We start from the raw sequence: 21993 nt of genomic DNA on the forward strand, positions 1-21993 counted from the left end.
CAATATACAAAGAAAAATCAATTCCAGCTGAACTGGGACTTGTAATTGGAGCCATCACGGAATCCCAGAAATTAATCAACCTTGCTACCGTTTCGAAAAATTAATTTAACTCTGAGGCTGGATACGTTTCCCCCACAGGGCTTGTTCCCCTCATCCTTGTTTGTTAAGCTGTATATGCAGACGAAATATTTCGAACAAGTAAAACGAAGGAGAATAAGAATAGAATGAGAAAAAGAAAAACATTGCTTGGACTTGGAATTGCCTGTGCATGCATGATGATTCCCGCTGTCTGTGTATGCGCTAAAGAAAACGACACCACGCTAGTTTACGGAAGCGGTGTTTATACAAGGATCAATCCCGCCATGGATGAGCACGGAGAAATCAACATTTTGCTTTTTGACGGTCTGACCGCCCACGATGGCGACAACCAGGTAGTTCCCGGACTTGCCAGCAGCTGGGATTTTGATACCCAAACAAATACCTATACATTTCACATGGCAGAAAATGCCACATGGCACGACGGTGAACCGGTTACTGCAGAGGATGTGAAATTCACCATCGAAGCAATTATGAATCCGGAAAACGGTTCCGAAAATGCACCAAACTACGAGGATGTCCAGGAAATCAACGTAATTGATGATCACACCATTTCTTTTCAGCTGGATGCCCCCAATGTAGCATTTCTGGATTACATGACCATGGCAGTTCTTCCCAAACACCTTCTGGAAGGAGAAGATATGCAGACCAGTGATTTCTTCCGTAATCCTGTGGGTACAGGTCCCTATAAGCTGGAATCCTGGGAAAAAGGACAGGCGATCACCCTGACCCGGAACGAAGATTATTTCAAAGGCACACCTAACATTGACACCATTGTTTTCAAAATTGTAGAAGACGACAACGCAAAAGCCTTACAGCTTAGATCTGGTGAACTAAACCTGGCTCTTCTCACACCAAAGGATGCAGCAGCATTCACAGAAGATGAAAGCTACACCTGCTATGATATGAAAACATCTGATTACCGTGGAATCATGTTTAATTTTGCCAATGAATACTGGCAGAACAACCGCGATCTGATCCCGGCAGTCTGTTACGGAATTGACCGTCAGGCAATTGTAGACGCAGTTCTTCTTGGACAGGGAATGACTGCTTACGGTCCTCTTCAGAGAAATATTTACAACAATGAAAATGTGGAGCATTATGGCTATGATCCTGCAAGGGCAAAAGCAGTACTGGAAGACGCAGGCTGTGAAATGGGAGAGGACGGATTCTATTACAGAAACGGGGAAAAGGTTGGCTTTGTGATCAGTGTAGGTGCAGGCGACCAGGTTCGTGCGGACATAGCCCAGATTGCAGCCCAGGAACTAAAGGAAATTGGAATGGATGTCACAGTGGAAATCCCCACCCAGGTTGACTGGGGCGGACAGATGACATATCTGATCGGATGGGGAAGCCCCTTTGATGCAGATGACCATACCTATAAAGTGTTCGGCACAGACAAAGGCGCCAACTACTCCAGCTATTCCAATGAACTGGTAGACCAGTACCTCACTAAGGCCCGCCAGTCAGATGATCCCGAAGTACGAAAAGAAGCCTATGCCAGCTTCCTAGAAGAGCTTGCAAAGGATCCCGCATACGCTTTTATCTGCTACATTGATGCCAATTACGTTGCGGATTCCCGCATTCAGGGAATTGATTCCCATACCGTTATGGGGCACCATGGAGTTGGTATTTTCTGGAATGTGAAAGACTGGACGATTGCAGAATAATGAAACAGCCAGAAAAAAATGTTTTGGAAGTGAAAAACCTGTCCGTCAGCTTTCACAGTACAGCTGGAGAAGTACAGGCTGTGCGGGACGTCTCTTTTTCCCTGAAAAAAGGAGAAGTGCTGGCCATTGTAGGCGAATCCGGCTGCGGAAAAAGTGTACTGTGCAAAAGCATCATGAAGCTTTTGCCGGGAAGTGCCCAAATAAAATCCGGCAAAATCCTTCTTAACGGAACTGACATTACAGATTATAAAGAAAAGGAAATGCAAAAAATCCGCGGCAGTGCCTTTTCCATGATTTTTCAGGATCCTATGACCTCCCTGAACCCTACTATAAAAATCGGCCAGCAGATTGCAGAAGCCATCCTTGTACACCATCCAAAGAAATCCAGGGAAGAGGTTTATAACAGGGTCATCGAACTGATGGAGCTGGGGGAATTGAGCGTCCAAAAGAACGGTACCATCTCTATCCCTGGCATTTTTCCGGCGGAATGCGCCAGAGAAGCGTTATGGCCATTGCCCTTGCGTCCAATCCGGATATCCTGTTTGCGGATGAACCTACAACAGCACTGGATGTAACGATTCAGGCACAGATTCTGGACCTTCTAAGGGAAATTCAAAAAAAGCTTGGAACCTCCACCATTCTGGTATCACACGACCTTGGCGTCGTTGCCCGGGCGGCAGATCGGGTTGCCGTTATGTATGCAGGAAAAATTGTGGAGATCGGAACCGCAGAGGAAATCTATTATGATCCAAGACACCCCTATACCTGGGGGCTGCTGCGCTCACTGCCTGCTTTTTCCCGTGGGAAATCACAGCTTTATACCATTCCCGGCATGCCTCCCACACTGATCGATCCGCCAGACGGAGACGCTTATGCCTGCCGGAATGAATACGCCCTTGGAATCGACTATGAGAAAATGCCGCCTATGTTTCCCATTACCGATACCCATTCTGCTGCCACATGGCTGCTTGATAAAAGGGCACCCAAAATAATTCCGCCAGTGGGAGGAAAACCAATTGAATAAAGAAACTTTGATCGAAGTAAAAAATCTGACGCACCGCTTTTCTCTTTCCAGGAAAATCGCTGTTAACGCAGTCAATGATGTTTCTTTTCAGATTTATAAAGGCGAGATCCTGGGACTGGTAGGGGAATCCGGTTCCGGGAAATCCACAATAGCACGCTGCCTGATGAATATTTACACCCCCACAGCCGGGAAAATTTTGTACAAGGGAATCAATATTCATGATCCCGGAGAATTCCGGAAGAATAAGAAGCTGCTGCAAACCAGGAGGCAGATTATTTTTCAAGATTCTGCCTCCAGTTTAAATCCCAGAATGAAAGCAGCAGATATTATTGCAGAATCGCTGAAGATCCATCATATTACGCCGCCTCGGGGAACCTGCCAGAAAGAGGCGGCTTTTCAGATGCAGTATGTAGGTCTTGATGAAAGTTTTCTGGACAGGTATCCTTCTGAGCTTTCTGGAGGGCAGCGGCAGCGGATTGCCATTGCGAGGGCACTTGCCATGGACCCGGAGTTTCTGGCAGCAGATGAACCTATAGCAGCCCTTGATGTTTCCATTCAGGCACAGGTAATCAATTTATTTAAACATCTGCAGCAGGAACATGGATTTACATTTTTGTTTATTGCCCATGATCTTGCCATGGTGGAATATCTCTGTGACCGGGTAGGTGTGATGTACCGGGGCCGGCTGGTGGAATTAGCTCCTGCCAAAGAACTTTTTGCCAATCCTGTTCATGGATATACCAGGACTTTGCTGTCTGCAATTCCCATTCCAGATCCGATCCGCGAAAGAAACAGAAAGTTAGTGGTTTATGATGAATCTGATTTTGGTGAAGGGGAAATGAAAGAAATATCCCCTGGTCATTTTGTGCTAAAACCTTATAAGGGGGAAAGATAAATGGGAAAGCGTGACCGCAATCTTTATTATGGAAAAAAACTGCTCCTTTTTCTGGGCAGTGTTTTCCTTCTGTCTGTGGTGGTTTTCTATGTAGCGCGGCTTGCGCCTGGAGATCCTCTTGTTTCCTACTATGGAGACCGGACTGAAAAAATGAGTCCAGCGGAACGGGAATGGGCCATGGAAAAACTGGGGCTGAATGAACCAATCTATGTCCAGTATGTAAAATGGCTGGAAAATGCAGTTCATGGAAACTTTGGCATTTCTTTTAAATACAAGCAGGACGTAATAAAAGTAATCAGCCAAAGAATGACAAATACCCTTTTGCTTGGCGGAATCGGTTTTCTGATCATTTTTGCGGGTTCTCTTTTGCTGGGAATCTTCTGTGCATGGAATGAAGAGAAGTGGATTGATAAAATCTTATGCAGGCTGGGCACCATCTCCAGCTGCATCCCGGAATTCTGGATTTCTCTTGTACTGATCCTGATTTTTTCCGTTACCCTTCGGATTCTGCCAAGCAGCGGTGCTTATTCCACTGGAAAAGCAGCGGATATCCCTGACCGGATTCTTCATCTGATTCTGCCCCTTACCGTTGTATCCCTGGAGCATTTATGGTATTACGCTTATATGGTCCGCAACAAGATACAGGAAGAGGTAAGAGCCGATTATGTCCTGCTGGCAAAATCAAAGGGACTGGGCAAAAAAGGCATTTTGTTTGGCCATTGCCTGCGAAATGTTATGCCTTCCTATCTTAGCATTATGGCAATTGCAGTTCCCCATGTTCTGGGCGGAACCTTTGTTGTCGAGAGCGTATTTTCCTATCCGGGAATCGGTGCCTTATCCTACGAAAGTGCCAGATATCACGACTATAATCTTCTTATGATCCTTTGCATGATATCCGGTATCCTTGTAATTTTCTGCAACATGTTAAGCCAGATCATAAATGAGCACATTGACCCCAGAATCAGGGCCCGGGAAATAACAGATACCTCGGAGGTAACAGATTTATGATGGAAACAGCAAACGACTCCTTCCAGATTGTAGGACAGCGTCCTGCACCGGAACGAACTGCCCGGCTTCCAAAGAAATGGTTCCAGGGAAAGCCCTTGATCTCAATTATGATTTTAGCAGCTATTATTTTGGGCTGTCTGTGCGCCGAGCTGATCATGACAAAGGACCCCACTTATATGGATCTGCAAAATTACAATCAGGCACCGAACAGAGAGTTTTTATTTGGAACGGATACCATGGGAAGGGATATTTTTTCCATGCTCTGGTACGGCGGCAGGATTTCCCTGACAATTGGAGTATTGTCTACCTTTATTTCTACTTTCCTTGCAATTGTGATCGGTTCTTTTTGCGGAATTGCACCCCAGTGGCTGGACAGCCTCCTCATGCGTTTTACAGAAATTTTTCTTAGCATTCCGTCCCTTTTGCTGATCATCCTTTTTCAGGCAGTCTGGGGAAAAGCAAATGTATTCAGCCTCTCTGTTGTGATCGGGCTGACAAGCTGGACAAGTATTGCCAAGGTGGTACGCACAGAAGTCCGTCAGATCCGAAACAATGAGTACGTAATTGCGTCCAGATGCATGGGCGGTAATTTTTTTCATATTTTATGGAAGCATCTCACGCCTAATTTCCTTCCCTCCATTATGTTTATGGTAGTGATGAATATAAGAAGTGCGATCATATCGGAATCTACCTTAAGTTTTATGGGAATTGGCCTTCCGCTGGAGATCATTTCCTGGGGAAGCATGCTTTCCCTTGCAGAAAAAGCCCTCCTGACCAGTTCCTGGTGGATCATCCTCATCCCCGGAATCTTCCTGATAACAACCTTGCTTTGTATGACAAACATTGGGAACTACCTGCGAAGGAGTGGAAACCAGAAGGAAAGTAATTTGTAATGGAAATATCATTTTCCAGAACTGCTTTGGCCCAATCGATAATCACACGGTTTAGTAAAATTTAACACATAGGAAGCATATTTTGTTTGAAGCAGGTATGGGGCTGTGTTATATTATAAAAAAAGGAGGCGGCTAAAATGGCAGAATACATTCTTATGCATAAGAATATTCCCGTTATTAAAATGGAATTAACAGAAGCAGATGGCATTACAAAAATTCTTGACCTCTACGCCCCGGAGCACCTCCCCATAGGTATTCCAGTGAAAAAGAATACAGTGGATAAAAAGGCTTTAAACATGTGGTGGGCAGACCGCTCTATTCCTTCAAGCCGTTCCGGTGTGCAGGAAGCATTGAATGAAATCGGACTTGCAGATACGAAGATGCTTCTTGTCCGAAGCTTTGGCCTTAGCCTTTCTGATCAGTACTGGATAAAACCAGACGGTACAGATCTTGAATGGAAACGAATTAATTTTTTTGACAACGCTTTTTCCGATGATATAGGAAATGTATTATTTGGCTTGAAAAAAAGAGAGGGGAATTTTGATTTCAGTTCTCCGGATAATACCTCTGATGGCTGCCTGAAAAAAAGGTGGAAAATCATAGATGGAAGAAGATGCCTTCTCAAGGGCGGAAGCAATCCCTTCCGTCAGCAGCCATTCAACGAAGTAATTGCATCCAATATCATGGAGAAACTGGGCATCCCTCACATTCCCTACACGATTCTGTGGGACGATGACATGCCATACAGTGTATGTGAGGATTTTGTTACAAAAGATATGGACCTTGTCAGTGCATGGCGAATCTTTCAGACCCGTAAGAAAAAAAACGATGTATCCGTATATCAGCATTATGTGAATTGCTGTTTGGAACTTGGCGTAAATGTGGTACCTGCACTGGATCAGATGATCGTGATCGATTACATCATTGCAAACGAAGACCGGCATCTGAATAATTTCGGACTTCTTAGAAACGCCGAAACTCTCCAGTGGCTTGGCGCCTCCCCCATTTTTGACAGCGGTTCTTCTTTAGGATACAACAAAGTTCCGTTTGACATCCTTAAGGAAAGAGAAATCATATGCAAGCCCTTCAAGAAATCCCATGACGAGCAGCTTAAGCTTGTCTCTTCCTTTGACTGGATAGATTTCAGGCTGCTGCAGGATACAGGAAAAAAAATCCGCCGGGTGTTTGATGACCAGCGCATCAGCAATTTTATTGACCAGAAACGTATCGATGCAATCGTCCAGTCCACAGAACAACGGATTCAAAAGCTCCAGACCTTTGCAGCACAGAAGAAAACATATTTTATCACTACCGAAAATGATGTAACAGAAAATGTGGCGGATGACTACAGAAATCTTTAATCACTTAAAAGAAGGGGGAAACCGTATAAACAAAAGAAAATGGATCTGCCGGATCCATGTGCCTGGACTGGGTGAGCCGGGGAATTATTTTCTGGCTGCGTTTTCGTCATGGCAAATGGAAAACCTACCGGGTCATCTGAGAAATTCCCGATGAAATTTCTGCATCTTTATGTTATACTTTTGCAGGAAAAACAAAGATAAGGAATCGAAAGAATGAATAATGAAATCGTAGTCTGCTTTGAAAAAGGCGGACAAAAAGATATGGCCGAAGCTTTCGCAAGACGAATCGGCGCCGAAATTTCAGAAAAGCCAGGTCCAAAGCTGACCATTCTTTTTCATGCCAAAGGCGTTTCTCTGACCGGATACGGTCTGTCCTATCAGGGAGATTTTGAAAATATGCTGCACAGAGTTACAAATGGAAGACTGCAGCATGAGATGCTGGTCCGGGCTGCCAAATCCGACAAGCCCGGGCGCAAAGCCATAGATGCCACAGCCGGAATGGGAGAGGACGCTTTTCTTCTGGCAGCACAGGGCTATGAAGTTACTTTATTTGAGCAGAACCCAGTGATTGCCGTGCTGCTGAAAGATGCCCTTCGCCGTGCAAAGAAGCATCCGGTCTTAAAGGATATCGCCAGCCGCATGAACCTGGTGCAGGACAACAGTGTAGAGGGAATGTCAAAGCTTCTTGACCCGGTAGACGTAATCTACCTGGATCCCATGTTTCCCGCAAGGCAGAAATCCAGCCTGATCAACAAAAAGCTGCAGCTAATCCAGAAATTGGAGCCGCCCTGCTCAGAGGAAACCGATCTTTTTGACGCGGCCATCAGCGCCAGCCCCTCCAAGATCATTGTAAAACGGCCTCTGAAAAGTGAGTTTCTCGCCGGACGAAAGCCATCCTACACACTAAATGGGAAAGCCATCCGCTACGACTGTTACACCCTTTGACAGGAGAACCCAGCCATGAAGCAGTGCTTTAAATCCATTTACGGTATGCCCATTGGAACCTGGCTTTTGCAGTACCGGATGAATTATGCGGCAGAGCGGCTTCTTGCCAGTCCGGATATCACCATTGCAGACCTGGCAGGCGAGACAGGCTGTGACTATACGGGGCAGACAACTGCAGAATAGAAATGATAGAATCAGAACAGTTAGCAGAAACTAATTGTTCTTTTTTTATGGAAAGGAGCAGGGCTGGTGATTTTGCATTTTTTCTTTGATTACATGCGTTCCAGTTTTCAGGAGAGTATCAGCTATGAGCTAGTGGCAAAGGACAGGCTTGCCATTGGAGATGCCTTAAAGAGAGTGTCTCTTGGATATTTTCAGAAAAACAGCACCGGAACAATCCTTAATTCCATCACTACCGGGCTGAATCTCCTGGAAAATATGGGCATCCGCATGATTGATAATTTTGTAGGCGGATACCTGAACTTCCTGGTGGATTATCCTGGATGAGGCAACCGCCAGTGTTGACCCGGAAAAAAGCAGGATATCTACGCTTCAGCGGTGCGGATGTATGACAACTATACGGAGGGGGATTATGGATAGACCAATCACAACATTATTTATGCTTATGTCCTTAGATGGAAAGATAAGTCCCGGTGCGTCAGATGAGTTAGATGTAGATAAGGATTTTCCCAGGATTGACGGGTTGAAAGAGGGTCTGCCTCAGTATTATGAGATCGAACAGACAACTGATATTGGATAACACCCATTTGACTGAGCATGGTGTCACTTATTTCTGCAGGAAATCTAAGGTGTTTGTGCTGATTACATCGAATAAGGAACATCCTGCTTATAACATTAAGGAAAAAAATCTTCATATTATTTTCCAGGAAGAACTGTCACTGGAAGATGCTCTTCACGAATTAAAATCATCGTATGGATGCGAGAAATTAACAATCCAAAGCGGCGGAACGGTTAATGGATTGTTCCTTCGTGAGAAGCTGTTTGACTATATTGATGTGGTTGTGGCTCCCGTGCTGATCGGCGGTAAGGAAACCGCTTCCTTAATAGATGGCAGTTCCATTACTTCAGAAAATGAATTATCTGGACTGAGCGTGTTGAAACTTATTGACTGCACCATTTTAAATGTCTCGTATATCAGAGTTCGATATCAAGTGATCAGCTGAATTAAAGAAATCAAAATGCCAGACGCCAAGACGCAGTGCAAACCGAGATAATCGGTTTGTGCTGCGTTTTTATTACCGTATTATCCCTGTTGTCAGGCAGTTTTGCATTGTTAGCAGTTTTGTTTGGATAAAGGAACTATCTGGTCGAAAATGTCAAGCCGATTTTTAATTGAAACTGACCGTGTGCCTATGGTATGGCAAGAAAGAAAAGAAAACAATGAAGATTGAAACAAAACGCCTTTTTCTACGGGAAATGACATCAGAGGATTTTAACGCGCTGTATGCTGTGCTTGCTGATTCCGACATCATGCAGCATTACCCTTACACCTTTGACGAGACCCGCGTAAAAAACTGGCTCAACAAAAACATCGAGCGCTACCGCGTGTTTGGCTTCGGCCTGTGGGCGGTTTGCCTGAAATCTACGGGCGAGGTGATTGGCGACTGTGGTCTGACCATGCAGAACATAGGCGGTACGATTCTGCCGGAGATTGGCTATCATATCGCAAAGGCTCACCAGTGCCAAGGCTTTGCAAAAGAAGCAGCGCAGGCTGTGCGTGATTGGACATTTACACATACAACTTTCGGTATGGTGTATTCCTACATGAAAAAGGCAAACATCCCATCCGCCGCTACCGCCCGTGCAAATGGTATGACGCTGCTGAATGAATTTACCGATAGCGAAGACGAGCAGACCGTTGTATACGGCATCAGCCGCGAAGAATGGCAGAATCAGAAAATATCAAAGGAGAGCATATGATGGAAAAAACAACTAAATTATTAGTGTGCGCCGGGACATTGATGCTGATTGCAGGTGTACCGCTGGATCATTCTTTCCTGAAATATAAGAAAGAACTGTGTAACTATGGGTATGAGGTCTCCAAAATCTCAATGAAGGCGCAGACGGTGCATTTTTCCAAGCAGCAGGCGGGCTAACTTAGCTGATAGATTATTGGTGCCAGTCTGCGGATTGAAAATAAAGTCTAAATTGAAAATTTGAGGAGGAATTATGAAGAAAGTCATTATAGGTCTACTTCTATGTAGCCTTGCAATCATGATGCTTTCTGGCTGTCAGGCTAATATATCCATCGGAACAAATGATACGCTGACTGGTGAAACGTATCCAAATGCCGAAAAATATCAAACCGGCGCTTTTACTTATAAGGCAGCCGATATAAAAGCTGTTGAAATCTATTGGCGTTCTCGCAAAGTAGAAATCACAGAATCGGACAACATAGAGTTTTATGTTAAGGAAAGCAGCGACAAACTGCTTACAGACCGTTCGTATGATTGTAAAGGCGACCTGTATGTGTTTGATGAGGGTGCAAGCAATATCATAGTTGAAACGTCAAGTGGAAATCTTAAAATTCAGTAAGGGAGAATTACAATGAAATCACTTAATACCATTCAAAAACTGTCCAAAATTGGAAAGGTACTCAGTAAAATCGCATTTATTTTTTCTGTCATCGGTTTCTGCGGATGTATTGCCGGTTTACTCAGTTTGAACTTTGGAAATGGTCGCCTGATCAAGATTGGCGGAGTTACACTGCACGGACTGATTCCTGAGGAATACGGCTACAACATCAAAAGCATTACCGCAACGCTCTCTGGCTGGCTGATCGTCTGTGCGGGTGAAGCGGTACTCGCAAAATTTGCGGAAAGCTATTTCAAAAACGAACTGAAAGCTAAAACGCCTTTCACACTTGCTGGGGCAAAGAAACTGCTGCAGCTCGGCATTTTGACGATTACCATTCCCACTGCCTGTGCGGTGGCTGGAAGCATTGCAGAGGGAATTATTGCCGGTTTCATGAAAGTTAAACAGACGGAGGCTATGGATATGTATTTTGATAATGAATCGAGTATCGTGTTAGGAATCATGTTCATTCTTGGCTCTCTACTGTGCCGTTATGGAGCAGAAATGCGGGAACATTCTGGGGAGATCAGGCAATGAAGCTGGAGACAGAGCGCCTTTTCCTACAGGAAATGACATCCGATGATTTTGATGCACTGTATGCCGTACTTGCCGATTCTGACATTATGCAGCATTACCCTTATGCCTTCGATGAAGCACGGGTGCGAAATTGGATCAATAAGAACAGAGAACGTTATCGTGTATTTGGATTTGGCTTGTGGGCGGTCTGGGAGTTATCAAGAACGATTTTCATGACAGGAAAGACCTGACGCCGAATGTGTGCGCAGTGTATACCGAAAAGGAATATCGCTGTAAAGGAATCGCCGGACGCCTGCTTTGCATGGCCGTGGAGGATTTAAGAGCAAATGGAATTTCCCCTGTCTATTTGCTGACTGATCATGTAGGCTTTTACGAACACTATGGCTGTTCCTATGTATGGTTCAAAGCGACGGAGAAACTGAGATGTCGAGAATGTACGTGCATAAGTAATTTGCGGCAACTGGTTTGCAATGTTTCAGATTGGCGTACTTGAAAAAATGGATGCAGAAAAATCTTATTGACATTTCTCCTCTGAAATGGTAAAAAAGTCGTAATAAAAAGGCAATTATGCTCCTCGCAGACAGCTTATTTGAATATGCCAAAAATCCGGAAGTTGGTCCTATTGCAGGCTGGCCGCCCCATAAAAATGTAGAAGAAAGTAAAGAAATAATCAAAAATGTGTTCAATGGAGCTGAGTGTTACGCAATCTGTGAAAAAGGAAGTAACATTGCCATTGGTGCTGTAGAGTTAAAACTGAATGGACATACAGATATGACCGAACGGGATGATGAATGTGAACTTGGATATTGGCTTGGGCAGCCATTCTGGGGACGGGGGTATATGCCAGAAGCCGCCCGTGCACTGCTGCGGCATGGATTTGAAGATCTTGGCATGACAACCATCTGGTGCGGTTATTATGATGGAAACCAGAAATCAAAGCGTGTACAGGAAAAGCTGGGCTTTCTTTTCCATCATACCTGCAATGAAGTTCCTGTTCCGCTTTTAAATGAGATACGTGTTGGACATACCAACATAATGTCAAAAGAACGTTGGGAGGAATTGTATAAATAACAGTTTAGCAGATCAGTGAAAATGTGCTATGAGAAATCGGTATGGTTAAACTGATTGGAAATAGCGGCATATTAAGAAAAAACAATGAAAAGTGAGACGCTAAGACGCAGTACTGATTTATAGAAAGCAGTTACTGCGTCTTTTGTTTTACTCAAAAATGAACAAAATATATGTACCAGGCTATGAATTTTATTGCTGCTGGGCGTGACTGGTAAGAAAAGTAAAAGGAAAATATGGATGCAACTGCGAAATAAAATAGAATTATATAAAATAAGAAGAGTGCTGAAACCAATTGGATGCGTATCAGCGCAAAGAAGAGAAGAAAGATTAATAATTTCATTTAACGGAAACTGGCTGGGCTATATTGAAAAAGGGAAATTACATATAAAGGATAGTGAGGTATCAAAAATATATCTGCCAGAAGCAGCAGTTGTTTTGGATGATAGCGGGGAAAAGTACAGAAAGGTTGACGGAAAATTAAATCCGGATGTATTTCAGTCTCTGGTAATCAGTAGAACCAACCTGTACAGAACCTGGAAAAACTGAAGGCAGCCACTGTGAAGTCTGCAAGGCCATAATAAAACCACAGGAAGTAATCCCTGCTACTGGACATACGGAATATATAGCGGAAGAAGAATTTAAGGCCACCTGCACGGAATCTGGCCATACTGCTTTGATAAAATGTTCAAAGTGCAATGCAGTCCTGCAGGAACAGGAAGAAATCCCACCATATAACCACAAAGAAGTCATTATCGACGAAGCAATAGAGGCAAGTTGTACAGAATATGGAAAAACAGCAGGAAGTCACTGTGCCATTTGTGACCAGATACTAATTCCCCAGGAGATTATTCCGAAACTGGATCACAAAGAAGTTGTAGACGAAGGAACAAAAGCAACTTGTAAAGAATCTGGTTGGACCGCCTTAATTAAATGCGCAAAATGTGAATCTATTTTACAGGAACAGAAAGAGATTCCGAAAGCAGATCATAAAGAGGTTATAGACGAAAGCAAAGAAGCATCCTGTACGGAACCTGGCCTGACTGCTGGAAGCCATTGTGAAACTTGTGGAACTGTTTTAAAAGCTCAGGAAATTATCCCTGCTACTGGGCATAACGAATACGTGGCAGAAAAAGAAGAACCAGCCACCTGTACAAAGCCAGGAAAGACCGCTTTAATTAAATGTGCCAAATGTGAAACCGTGTTGCAAGAACAAAGAGAGATTCCAAAAGCTGACCATAAAGAGGTCTTAGATGAAGGTAAAGAACCAACCTGTACAGAACCTGGCCTGACTGCTGGAAGCCACTGCGAAACTTGCGGAGCTGTTTTAAAAACTCAGGAAGTTATCCCTGCTACTGGGCATGTGGAATATGTAGCAGAAGAAGAAGTTAAAGCAACCTGCATGGAATCCGGTTGGACCGCGTTGATTAAATGCGCAAAGTGCGAATCTGTATTACAGGAGCAGAAAGAGATTCCAAAAGCAGATCATAAGGAAGTGCTAGATAAAGCGGTAGCGCCAACCTGTACAGAGTCCGGAAAAACCACCGGAAAACACTGCGAAACCTGTGGAGAAGTACTGGAAGCGCAGACAGAAATTCCAGCCACTGGACATAAAGAAGTAGTTGATGAAGCAATAGAAGCTACCTGTACCGAGTCTGGAAAGACCGAGGGCAGCCACTGTGAGATTTGCCAGACAGTGATAAAAACACAGGAAGAAATCCCAGCTTACGACCATAAAGAAGTAATAATAGACGAAGGTGTGGCTGCGACCTGTACGCTCTCGGGAAAGACTGAAGGAAGTCATTGTGCTCTTTGTGGAAAAATGTTATCAGCACAAGTTGAAATTCCAGCAACCGGTCACAAAGAAACAGCAGACAAAGAGATAGCCGCCACCTGTACAATAGCGGGAAAAACCGCCGGAAGTCACTGCGAAACCTGTGGCGAAATTCTGAAAGAGCAAATTGAAATTCCAGCAACTGGTCATCATTCTGCCGAAAGACCGGCAATAGAACCCACCTGCACGGAAACAGGAAAAACTGCCCTGCGGTATTGTGACCAGTGTGGCCTTGTTTTCAGATCCCGCAAAACCATAGAGAAAAAAGAACACACCATAGAAGTTATTGGCGGAGTATATCCCACCTGTAAAACTCCTGGAAAAACAGCTATAGAAAGATGCTCCGTTTGCGGTACTGTTGTGAAAGAATCCAAGACCATTCCCACGACAGCCCATGCGATGGCACCTGTCCGAAAACTGAATTTTATGGGACTTAAGAAGCAGTCCAGATGTATAAAATGTGGGAAAATAGAATTTGAAAAAGACCGCTCTAAAAGTTTTGACAAAGTAGATCTGTCAGATTTAGACGATCTTCTAATAACCACTGGAAATACTTCTTCAGGCACCCCAAACACCACTCCAAAAGATGAGGATTTGCAGGTATTTACAACCACCACTGATGATGGAATCGAAGCTCTTTGCCTGATGGGGGAACAAACTTTTAAGGACAATTTTGTATCTTTATCTGCCAAGGATTTCCTTATCAGCAAACTTGTTCTTGCTTCCCAGGAAAATCCGGAAAACGGCAACATAACACTGGAAGTAGAAGGTGGAGCAAAACAGCTTGGTCTTGGAATGGATAGAGACGCAAATGGCGAGGGATATCTGTATGTCACAGAAAATGGCCAAAGAATGACAATTGAAGCTGTTAATTTTATAGAAAATGGAATTGTATTTATTACAGAATCCGGAAGTAAGTTGACCATTCAAAGTAACAGATTAAAAAATGAAACTACCACTATAAGTCAGGAAAAAATAAATGAAATAAAGGCTGAGCTTGGCTGCGAACTGGAAATTATTATAACGGAAAAAGGATTTGAAGACAACTCCGGGAATACATCGGAAAATACTTCTGAAAGCACTTCAGAAGATACTTCAGAAAATCCATCAAGTGATGATACAATTATTAAGATCATACGATTTATTGATCCGGAAGAGGACGTTATAATTAAGAAATTCGAAGACCGGGAGCCCCAAAGTTATGTGGACTGTGTGGGACAAGATGAGAAGATAGATAAAGAAAAACACTATTGTCCGCATAAACAGATAGAGGAAAAACATCTATTTGTTCCTAGATACCTGGTAGAAAATGACACTTCCTATTCTCGTGGAGACTATTATAAAAGGTGTCCTTACTGTGATTATGAAGAATGGGTATGTACTGTTTTGAAATTCATAACAGATTGATTTGTATTTCACTATACAATAATCGTTTAAGAAAAGCCAGATTTAACCGGTGGGAGATTTTCCTGCCGGTTAAATTTTCTATTTATGCTGCAGCTTACCCCCTGATTTTTACAACTTACCGCCTCCCATATAGATATGAAAAACACTCTGTGCTATATTATATTTCAGAACCAAAGGGGGTGTGGACATGAAGCTGTCTGTGGAACAGATTTCCCGCGAAAACGAAGAAGAAGTGATCATTTCCCGGCACATTATGCTCAGCACCTTTTTTATGTGTCTGCTGTTCAATCCTGCTTCCCAATTGCCGGTGGTTTCTTTTTTCGGCAGATGCATCCTCTTCACCCTGGTGTGCATGGCTACATTAGTCGTTTATTATTCCAGGACCGAACTGACTTTGAGAGGCTGGTGGATTCGCACAATCTTGCATGCGGCTCTTTTGGAAGCGGTTTTGCTGCCCCTTGCACACCATTGGGAATTTTGGTACGGACCACTGGATGCCATCATTTATGCCAGCTTTATTCTGGCGGCGAAAATCCTCTGGCATCTGGTCAATTTCGGTCAGAGCATCCGAACCGCCACCCAGATCAATGAACAGCTTCTCAGACGCCAGAATGGTCAGAAACAGGGAGAAGTCTGAATGGCCCCACACGGTGCTGGAGGACTTTCCTCTATTTTGCCCAAAGTGCAAATATACCTGCGTGATCCGTTTCAAAGACGGAAAAATACAAGAAATAAAATCAGATTCAGAAAGAGGACAACGGAATGAATAACCAATCCAGTATTACCGCCCTGATGAGTTCGTTTGGACGGGCGTTTCATGCAGAAAACGAAGATCATCCGGTTTTCACAGACCATCTTGCCAAAGAGTTGATGACGGCAGAAGAATATACCGCTGTTCAGAATTATATACAAGCGTTAAAAGCAGCTGTCCTAACTGGTACAAAGCAATATGTTATACTCGGTGCAGGTATGGATACCTTTGCTTTTCGAGAAGGAGAGTTCTTAGCGAAGCACCAGGTATTCGAGGTGGATCATCCTCTGACGCAAAAAGATAAAATCGAACGAATCACTCGCGCTGGTTGGCCAGTTCCCGACAATCTCACCTTTGTTCCGGTTGATTTTACAAAGGACAATTTAGCGGAACGGCTGACCGCCAGTGGTTTTGATCCGTCGGCCAAATCCTTTTTCTCATGGCTCGGTGTAACCTACTACCTTTCCACAGAAGCAATCGACACAATGCTGGCTGCACTTTCCGAACTTTGCGCGGACGGCAGTACACTTGTGTTTGATTATCCCGATGAAAACTTCTTTGATGCCACCGAAAAACGTGTACAGAACACCATTATGATGGCAAAAGCAGGCGGCGAACCGATGCAGTCGGCATTTTCCTATAAAGAACTTGAAAAACTCCTTGAAAAACACGGCTTTCTCATTTACGAGCTGCTGACACCCGATGATATTCAAAGGAATGTGATCCACAAGGCCGGAGCAGATATGAAAGCCTTTGAGCATGTCAATTACTGCCTTGCGGTCAGAAAGAATTAGAGTGCGAAGCCAGGCCTTCTTTTGCCTGTACTTGACAAAATGAGATTATGCAGAGCATAATACACAAAAAGGCATTCATATTCACGCGAAAAGCGGGCGTACTGGATCATTGGCATGCCCAAAACAGGTTAAAGGAGCAGCAGTATGAAAGAGACTGAATTCATAAACAGTTTGAAAAAAGAAGAAAGTATTGCCCATATTCGCGGATGGGATTTTTCCCATATTGCAGGGAGATATACAGAAGAAACGGATCTGCCCTGGGATTATCAGCGTATCATTTTCGATTACCTGAAGCCGGAGATGAAGCTGCTGGATATTGACACTGGCGGCGGTGAATTTCTGTTGTCCCTCCATCACCCTTACGAAAATACAAGTGCCGCAGAAGCCTATCCTCCAAACGTTCAGCTATGCAGGGAAACATTGCTTCCTCTTGGAATTGATTTTCGTGCAGGAGATGGAAAAGATGCGCTTCCTTTTGATGACGCTGCATTTGATATAGTGATTAACCGTCACGGCGATTTTAATGTAAAAGACATCCACCGCATTTTAAAAGATGGCGGAATTTTCATCACAGAACAGGTAGGCGCTGAAAATGACGGCGAACTGGTGGAGCTTCTCTTAGGTAAAACAGAGCTGCCGTTCCCGGAACAATATCTTGAAATCCGCCGTAAACAGTTTTGCGACGCAGGGTTTGATATTCTGGATGCACAGGAATGCTTTCGCCCGATCAAATTTTTCGACATAGGCGCCCTGGTCTGGTTCGCCCACATCATAGAATGGGAATTCCCGGATTTCTCCGTAGACCGCTGCAAAGACAAATTATTATACGCCCAGCAGCTTTTGAAACAAAACGGCTGCGTCGAAGGGCAGATTCATCGTTTTTTACTGGTATGTTACAAGAAATAACTGGTACAATTTTCCTGATATCAAGTGCATTCACAGGCGGTTTATGATATGATAAACACAAACAATATCTGTCATATTTTATCATAACAGCCAAACAGGAGGTTCTGCCATGTTAAAGAAAATCTTAATCCCAGCAACCGCAATCCTTACCATCTGCTTTACCCCGGTCACCCTTTTCGCAGAAGAGGGCGCACAGCTTACAGGCAGCGGCTTGAAAGGCCATTGGCTGCTTGCAGAAGCGGAATTCCCATACGAGGCAAGCTTCAATTCCAATGGAGACTGCCATGTGACCATGTCCCGGTACGAAGGAAATAACGATCTGTGCATCCATCCGGACGGAACCTTTGAGACAGAAGTAGATACCGGTGAGGTTACCAGCTTCTCGGTTTTTAGATCTGAAGATACCATTCTTTATTATGGGTATGAAAACGATACCTGCGTAGGCATTTTCTTTTTAGACGGAGAGGATTCAGACAAAGGCTACATACTGGACATGGATGCAGACCTGTTCCTGTCGGAAGAGAAACTCATTTCCGTTGATGACCAGGAAGTATTCGACTACGAAATCATCGACAACACGCTTTGCTATTTCAATGAACACAGTGTCCGTGCGTTGGATATCATTTCCCACACACCAGACCTGCTGGTATGCCAGGACACCCCCAGCAGCTCAGAAGCCGGAAATTCCGACAGCTGCCTGACCCTATTTATAAAAGCAGACTGCATAGAAGCAGAAAAGTAAGCAAACGCTTCGCGCAAAACAATATTTTCCGTTCTAAACCTGGTCAAAGCTTCCTATTGCAAAAATACAAGTATAAAAAAGTAATATTTTGACATTACAAAATGATAATTGTTCTTGTTGAGAATGATATTCACTTACGTAAAATTCGTTGACATCATCAGGAAAGAATGTTATATTACAAATAAAGTTAGTCTTTCCTAACCAGCATCAATTTCCGCATTTTTGGGAATGCTTATTACAAAAAAGGAGGAATTTCAAAATGTCAATGATCAATAAAGAAGTAAGTGATTTTTCTGTTCAGGCTTATCAGAATGGGGAGTTTAAGACCGTAACAAAGGCCGATATTCTGGGAAAATGGAGCGTATTTTTCTTCTATCCGGCAGACTTTACCTTTGTATGCCCTACCGAGTTAGAGGATCTGCAGAATAAATATTCTGATTTCCAGGCTGCAGGCTGCGAAATCTACTCTGTATCTACAGATTCCCATTTTGTCCACAAGGCATGGCACGATTCCTCTGAGAGAATCAGTAAGATCACTTACCCAATGCTGGCAGATCCTACCCACGCACTCTGCAGAGATTTTGAAGTGCTGATCGAAGCTGACGGAATGGCAGAAAGAGGAAGCTTCATTGTGAACCCGGAAGGCAAGATCGTAGTTTACGAAGTAAATGCCGGCAATGTAGGCCGCAATGCGGATGAGCTTTTCCGCCGTCTCCAGGCAAGCCAGTTCGTAGCAGAGCATGGCGACCAGGTGTGCCCGGCCAAATGGCAGCCAGGGGCTGAAACTCTGAAGCCAAGTCTGGATCTGGTAGGTATGCTTTAATGGAAAACAAAAATTTCTATGATGTGGTCGTGATCGGCGGAGGCCCTGCCGGTCTGACCGCAGCTTTATATCTGGCCCGCGCCTGCTACCGTGTTCTGGTAATCGAGAAGGAAAAATTTGGCGGCCAGATCACCATTACCGATGAAGTGGTAAATTATCCAGGTGTAGAAAAAACCAGTGGAAAAGAGCTGACTGCGGTCATGCAAAAACAGGCGGAACATTTCGGAGCGGAATTTCTCCTTGGAGAGGTTGCCAGCCTGAAAAAAGCAGAAACACCATCCAGCGCAGAAATCTGGGAAACAACCACCGATAAAGGCTCGTACCAGAGCTTTGGGATCCTGCTTGCAACAGGTGCCCATCCAAGGATGATCGGTTTCCCAGGCGAAGCTGATTTTCGCGGTCACGGAGTTGCTTACTGCGCCACCTGTGACGGAGAGTTTTTCCGCGGAAAAGAAATCTTCGTCGTTGGCGGCGGGTTTGCAGCAGCAGAAGAGAGCGTATTTCTGACAAAGTATGCAAGCCATGTGACCATTTTAATCCGCGGAAATGATTTTTCCTGCGCAGAGGCAGTGGCGGAAGCCGCCAAAAATCACCCTAAGATCACAGTTTTAACCAATACAGAGGTTGTCTATGTGGAAGGTGACCACACCCTGCGAAAGATCTGCTACAAAAATAAAAATACCGAGGAAGAAACTATTTTCGATTCTGCAGATGACACCTTCGGAGTATTTGTATTTGCAGGCTACACCCCAAATACAGATCTGGTAAAAGACCTGATCGCTCTGGATTCCCATGGATATGTGGAAACAGACCGAACCCAGAAGACCAGCTGCCCTGGAATTTACGCAGCCGGAGATGTGTGCCAGAAGAATCTCCGCCAGGTGGTAACTGCAGTGGGAGATGGTGCCACAGCAGCCACAGAGCTGGAAAAATATGCCGCAGCCATGCAGGAGAAAACCGGAATCCACCCGGAAAAGCCAATCAAAAAAGAGACCGAAGTCCACGAGGAACCGTCTGCAGGAAAAGAAACGGAAGGGAAATCCTCGGCCGGTATTTTTTCACAGGATATCGTAAACCAGCTGAATGTGGTATTTTCCAGAATGGAGGGGAACCTGCAGCTTGACCTGCATCTGGATTCCCGTCCCGTCAGCCAGGAATTAAAAGGCTATATGACAGAACTGGAGAAATATACAGACAAACTGACCGTACAGGAATCGAATTCTGCTTCGGATTCTGCTGCCTTGCTGCCTTTTGTAGAAGTGCTGACTGCCTCTGGTGAAAAGACCGGATTAGCTTTCCACGGCGTGCCAGGGGGACATGAGTTCACCTCTTTTATCCTGGGATTATATAACGCCGCAGGCCCGGGACAGCCTCTTGATCCTACCATCAGAGAACGTATCCTTGCCATCGACCATAAGGTACAGATGCAGATCCTGGTATCCCTTTCCTGTACCATGTGCCCGGATCTGGTAGCGGCAGCCCAGAGGATTGCCTCCTTAAATCCCCTTGTAACAGCAGAAGTATACGACATCGCCCATTTCCCGGACTTAAAAGAAAAATACAACGTTATGAGCGTCCCCTGCCTGGTGATCAACCAGGATCAAGTGACATTCGGGAAAAAGAATATTCAGCAGCTGCTGGAATTGCTCTAAACAGGATGCTCGCCATCTGGACGCAGTTGTGTGGAATTTATTGTTGACAGCCCCGCAAAAGCATAGTAGAATATTCCTAGTATAATAGTAGGATAATAAAAACTGTAATGATAAACTCCTATGGTTTATTGTTACAGTTTTTTCTTTGGAGGAATTCACCAATGTCAAAAGCGGAATATCGTTACTACGAGCTTTCTCAGGAAATTCCATTGCTTGTGTTAACCGGAGGATCATCCAAGAAGAACAGCAGAAAAAGAGCAATTATAAATATGCGTTTTTATCCCTTGCCTTTAATTTTCTTTTGTTTTTTGACCGGCTGAACAAGGTAGAGCATGAGCCTGAACTTTCTCATTCTGATACCATGAATTATGTCCGGAAAATCGTAAACTATATGGAGCTTCATTACATGGAGGAGATTAAAGCCAGGGATTATGCCAGAAGCTGCGGATTAAGCGGAAACCCATATGCGAAGAATTTTTTCCGAATATACCAACATGTCTCCATCGGAATACCTGAACGTTGTCCGGATCAACAAGGCGTGTGAGCTGCTGGCACATGGAAATGACTCCATAGAGGATATTTCCCGTGCAGCAGGCTATCCGGTCCTGTCAACCTTCCTGCGGAATTTCCGAAAAATAACCGGACTTTCCCCCAGCGCCTGGCGCAAACAAGGAATTTAAGAAAAATGGATACAGCAGCAGGCAGACAATAGAATTTTAATACATTATATTTTATGGAGGTATTGTATGAAAGCACATAAATATTGGTCTATCGGAGCACTTATTACCATGATCGGAACTTTTTATACCGGTTACAAAGGGTTAAAATCAAGCCACAAATATTTCGCATTAAGCTCTCTGCTTTGTATGATAATGTCTATCTATACGGGACATAAAATGATTTCAGGTAGTAAAAAAGCGAAAAAGAAAGCGGAAGCTAATGATCTCTCGGAATTCTGATTGATCATGCCAGCGAAACTCTGGCAGTGAACT

At 44.2% G+C, this 21993-nt stretch carries 30 protein-coding genes; all 30 read left to right on the forward strand.

Translation table 11 applies throughout. The features are described from left to right. The first annotated feature begins 224 nt into the window (after positions 1-224). Positions 225-1766 carry an ABC transporter substrate-binding protein gene (locus DWZ38_RS04220; RefSeq protein WP_117850329.1) on the forward strand — a complete coding sequence of 514 codons (1542 nt, stop codon included), beginning with the start codon at positions 225-227 and terminating at the stop codon, positions 1764-1766. Beyond that, positions 1766-2341 (forward strand): ATP-binding cassette domain-containing protein, encoded by a 576-nt coding sequence (locus DWZ38_RS23280; RefSeq protein WP_347518772.1) that lies wholly within the window; start codon positions 1766-1768, stop codon positions 2339-2341. Before DWZ38_RS04220 ends, DWZ38_RS23280 begins: the two co-directional genes overlap by 1 nt. Then, the gene (locus DWZ38_RS23285) at positions 2254-2790 is read left to right on the forward strand and encodes an ABC transporter ATP-binding protein (protein WP_347518775.1); all 537 of its coding nucleotides are present in this window, start codon (positions 2254-2256) and stop codon (positions 2788-2790) included. Before DWZ38_RS23280 ends, DWZ38_RS23285 begins: the two co-directional genes overlap by 88 nt. After that, entirely contained in the window at positions 2783-3685 is a 903-nt protein-coding gene (locus DWZ38_RS04230; RefSeq protein WP_117850332.1) for an ATP-binding cassette domain-containing protein, read from the forward strand. Before DWZ38_RS23285 ends, DWZ38_RS04230 begins: the two co-directional genes overlap by 8 nt. Then, positions 3686-4693 carry an ABC transporter permease gene (locus DWZ38_RS04235; protein WP_021926193.1) on the forward strand — a complete coding sequence of 336 codons (1008 nt, stop codon included), beginning with the start codon at positions 3686-3688 and terminating at the stop codon, positions 4691-4693. After that, a complete protein-coding gene (locus DWZ38_RS04240; RefSeq protein ID WP_117850334.1) occupies positions 4690-5586 on the forward strand; it encodes an ABC transporter permease in 897 nt (298 codons plus the stop codon). Before DWZ38_RS04235 ends, DWZ38_RS04240 begins: the two co-directional genes overlap by 4 nt. A gap of 137 nt (positions 5587-5723) precedes the next feature. Continuing rightward, positions 5724-6947, forward strand: coding sequence for a HipA domain-containing protein (locus DWZ38_RS04245; RefSeq protein ID WP_243000144.1), 1224 nt, complete (start codon positions 5724-5726; stop codon positions 6945-6947). A gap of 213 nt (positions 6948-7160) precedes the next feature. Next, positions 7161-7892, forward strand: a complete 732-nt coding sequence (locus DWZ38_RS04250) for a class I SAM-dependent methyltransferase (protein ID WP_117850337.1) — start codon at positions 7161-7163, stop codon at positions 7890-7892. Between the two features lie 15 nt (positions 7893-7907). Next, positions 7908-8075: a helix-turn-helix domain-containing protein gene (locus tag DWZ38_RS04255; RefSeq protein ID WP_117850339.1), complete on the forward strand. Its 168-nt coding sequence runs from the start codon at positions 7908-7910 to the stop codon at positions 8073-8075. Between the two features lie 66 nt (positions 8076-8141). After that, positions 8142-8399, forward strand: a complete 258-nt coding sequence (locus tag DWZ38_RS04260; RefSeq protein ID WP_243000145.1) for a hypothetical protein — start codon at positions 8142-8144, stop codon at positions 8397-8399. An 85-nt stretch (positions 8400-8484) separates the two neighbouring features. Beyond that, positions 8485-8652, forward strand: a complete 168-nt coding sequence (locus DWZ38_RS23290; protein ID WP_330385750.1) for a hypothetical protein — start codon at positions 8485-8487, stop codon at positions 8650-8652. Next, positions 8621-9076 carry a dihydrofolate reductase family protein gene (locus DWZ38_RS04265; RefSeq protein WP_347518782.1) on the forward strand — a complete coding sequence of 152 codons (456 nt, stop codon included), beginning with the start codon at positions 8621-8623 and terminating at the stop codon, positions 9074-9076. Before DWZ38_RS23290 ends, DWZ38_RS04265 begins: the two co-directional genes overlap by 32 nt. Before the next feature lie 217 nt (positions 9077-9293). Further along, positions 9294-9833: a GNAT family N-acetyltransferase gene (locus DWZ38_RS04270; protein WP_117850341.1), complete on the forward strand. Its 540-nt coding sequence runs from the start codon at positions 9294-9296 to the stop codon at positions 9831-9833. Next, complete coding sequence (locus DWZ38_RS21965; protein WP_147342974.1) at positions 9830-10009, forward strand: hypothetical protein; 180 nt, start codon at positions 9830-9832, stop codon at positions 10007-10009. Before DWZ38_RS04270 ends, DWZ38_RS21965 begins: the two co-directional genes overlap by 4 nt. A 73-nt stretch (positions 10010-10082) precedes the next feature. After that, positions 10083-10448, forward strand: a complete 366-nt coding sequence (locus tag DWZ38_RS04275) for a hypothetical protein (RefSeq protein ID WP_117850344.1) — start codon at positions 10083-10085, stop codon at positions 10446-10448. A 12-nt stretch (positions 10449-10460) separates the two neighbouring features. Beyond that, positions 10461-11024, forward strand: a complete 564-nt coding sequence (locus tag DWZ38_RS04280) for a hypothetical protein (protein ID WP_117850347.1) — start codon at positions 10461-10463, stop codon at positions 11022-11024. Beyond that, complete coding sequence (locus DWZ38_RS04285) at positions 11021-11254, forward strand: GNAT family N-acetyltransferase (RefSeq protein ID WP_243000146.1); 234 nt, start codon at positions 11021-11023, stop codon at positions 11252-11254. The genes DWZ38_RS04280 and DWZ38_RS04285 overlap by 4 nt, the downstream gene beginning before the upstream one ends. Next, positions 11203-11517 carry a GNAT family N-acetyltransferase gene (locus DWZ38_RS04290; RefSeq protein ID WP_317259481.1) on the forward strand — a complete coding sequence of 105 codons (315 nt, stop codon included), beginning with the start codon at positions 11203-11205 and terminating at the stop codon, positions 11515-11517. Before DWZ38_RS04285 ends, DWZ38_RS04290 begins: the two co-directional genes overlap by 52 nt. 74 nt (positions 11518-11591) lie before the next feature. Then, a complete protein-coding gene (locus tag DWZ38_RS04295) occupies positions 11592-12095 on the forward strand; it encodes a GNAT family N-acetyltransferase (protein WP_117850349.1) in 504 nt (167 codons plus the stop codon). Between the two features lie 237 nt (positions 12096-12332). Further along, positions 12333-12641, forward strand: coding sequence for a hypothetical protein (locus DWZ38_RS04300; RefSeq protein WP_117850352.1), 309 nt, complete (start codon positions 12333-12335; stop codon positions 12639-12641). A gap of 127 nt (positions 12642-12768) precedes the next feature. After that, entirely contained in the window at positions 12769-15333 is a 2565-nt protein-coding gene (locus tag DWZ38_RS04305; RefSeq protein ID WP_117850354.1) for a hypothetical protein, read from the forward strand. Positions 15334-15520: 187 nt separating this feature from the next. Further along, positions 15521-15970 (forward strand): hypothetical protein, encoded by a 450-nt coding sequence (locus tag DWZ38_RS04310; protein WP_117850356.1) that lies wholly within the window; start codon positions 15521-15523, stop codon positions 15968-15970. 125 nt (positions 15971-16095) lie between these two features. After that, on the forward strand, positions 16096-16878 hold the full coding sequence (locus tag DWZ38_RS04320) for an SAM-dependent methyltransferase (protein WP_178105275.1): 783 nt from the start codon (positions 16096-16098) through the stop codon (positions 16876-16878). 144 nt (positions 16879-17022) lie between these two features. Further along, positions 17023-17784, forward strand: coding sequence for a class I SAM-dependent methyltransferase (locus DWZ38_RS04325; RefSeq protein ID WP_117850361.1), 762 nt, complete (start codon positions 17023-17025; stop codon positions 17782-17784). Positions 17785-17893: 109 nt separating this feature from the next. Further along, positions 17894-18526, forward strand: a complete 633-nt coding sequence (locus DWZ38_RS04330) for a hypothetical protein (protein WP_117850363.1) — start codon at positions 17894-17896, stop codon at positions 18524-18526. Positions 18527-18785: 259 nt separating this feature from the next. Further along, positions 18786-19349: an alkyl hydroperoxide reductase subunit C gene (ahpC, locus tag DWZ38_RS04335; RefSeq protein ID WP_117850366.1), complete on the forward strand. Its 564-nt coding sequence runs from the start codon at positions 18786-18788 to the stop codon at positions 19347-19349. Then, entirely contained in the window at positions 19349-21001 is a 1653-nt protein-coding gene (locus DWZ38_RS04340) for an FAD-dependent oxidoreductase (RefSeq protein ID WP_117850368.1), read from the forward strand. Before ahpC ends, DWZ38_RS04340 begins: the two co-directional genes overlap by 1 nt. Positions 21002-21162: 161 nt before the next feature. After that, a complete protein-coding gene (locus tag DWZ38_RS22115) occupies positions 21163-21321 on the forward strand; it encodes a hypothetical protein (RefSeq protein ID WP_173768137.1) in 159 nt (52 codons plus the stop codon). A 144-nt stretch (positions 21322-21465) separates the two neighbouring features. Then, entirely contained in the window at positions 21466-21681 is a 216-nt protein-coding gene (locus DWZ38_RS04345) for a helix-turn-helix transcriptional regulator (RefSeq protein ID WP_117850370.1), read from the forward strand. Positions 21682-21747: 66 nt separating this feature from the next. Further along, a complete protein-coding gene (locus DWZ38_RS04350) occupies positions 21748-21960 on the forward strand; it encodes a DUF6219 family protein (protein WP_117850373.1) in 213 nt (70 codons plus the stop codon). The last annotated feature ends 33 nt before the right edge of the window (positions 21961-21993 follow it).

It is taken from the genome of Ruminococcus sp. AF31-8BH (assembly GCF_003460605.1).
In the GTDB taxonomy this organism is placed as follows: domain Bacteria; phylum Bacillota; class Clostridia; order Lachnospirales; family Lachnospiraceae; genus Blautia_A; species Blautia_A acetigignens.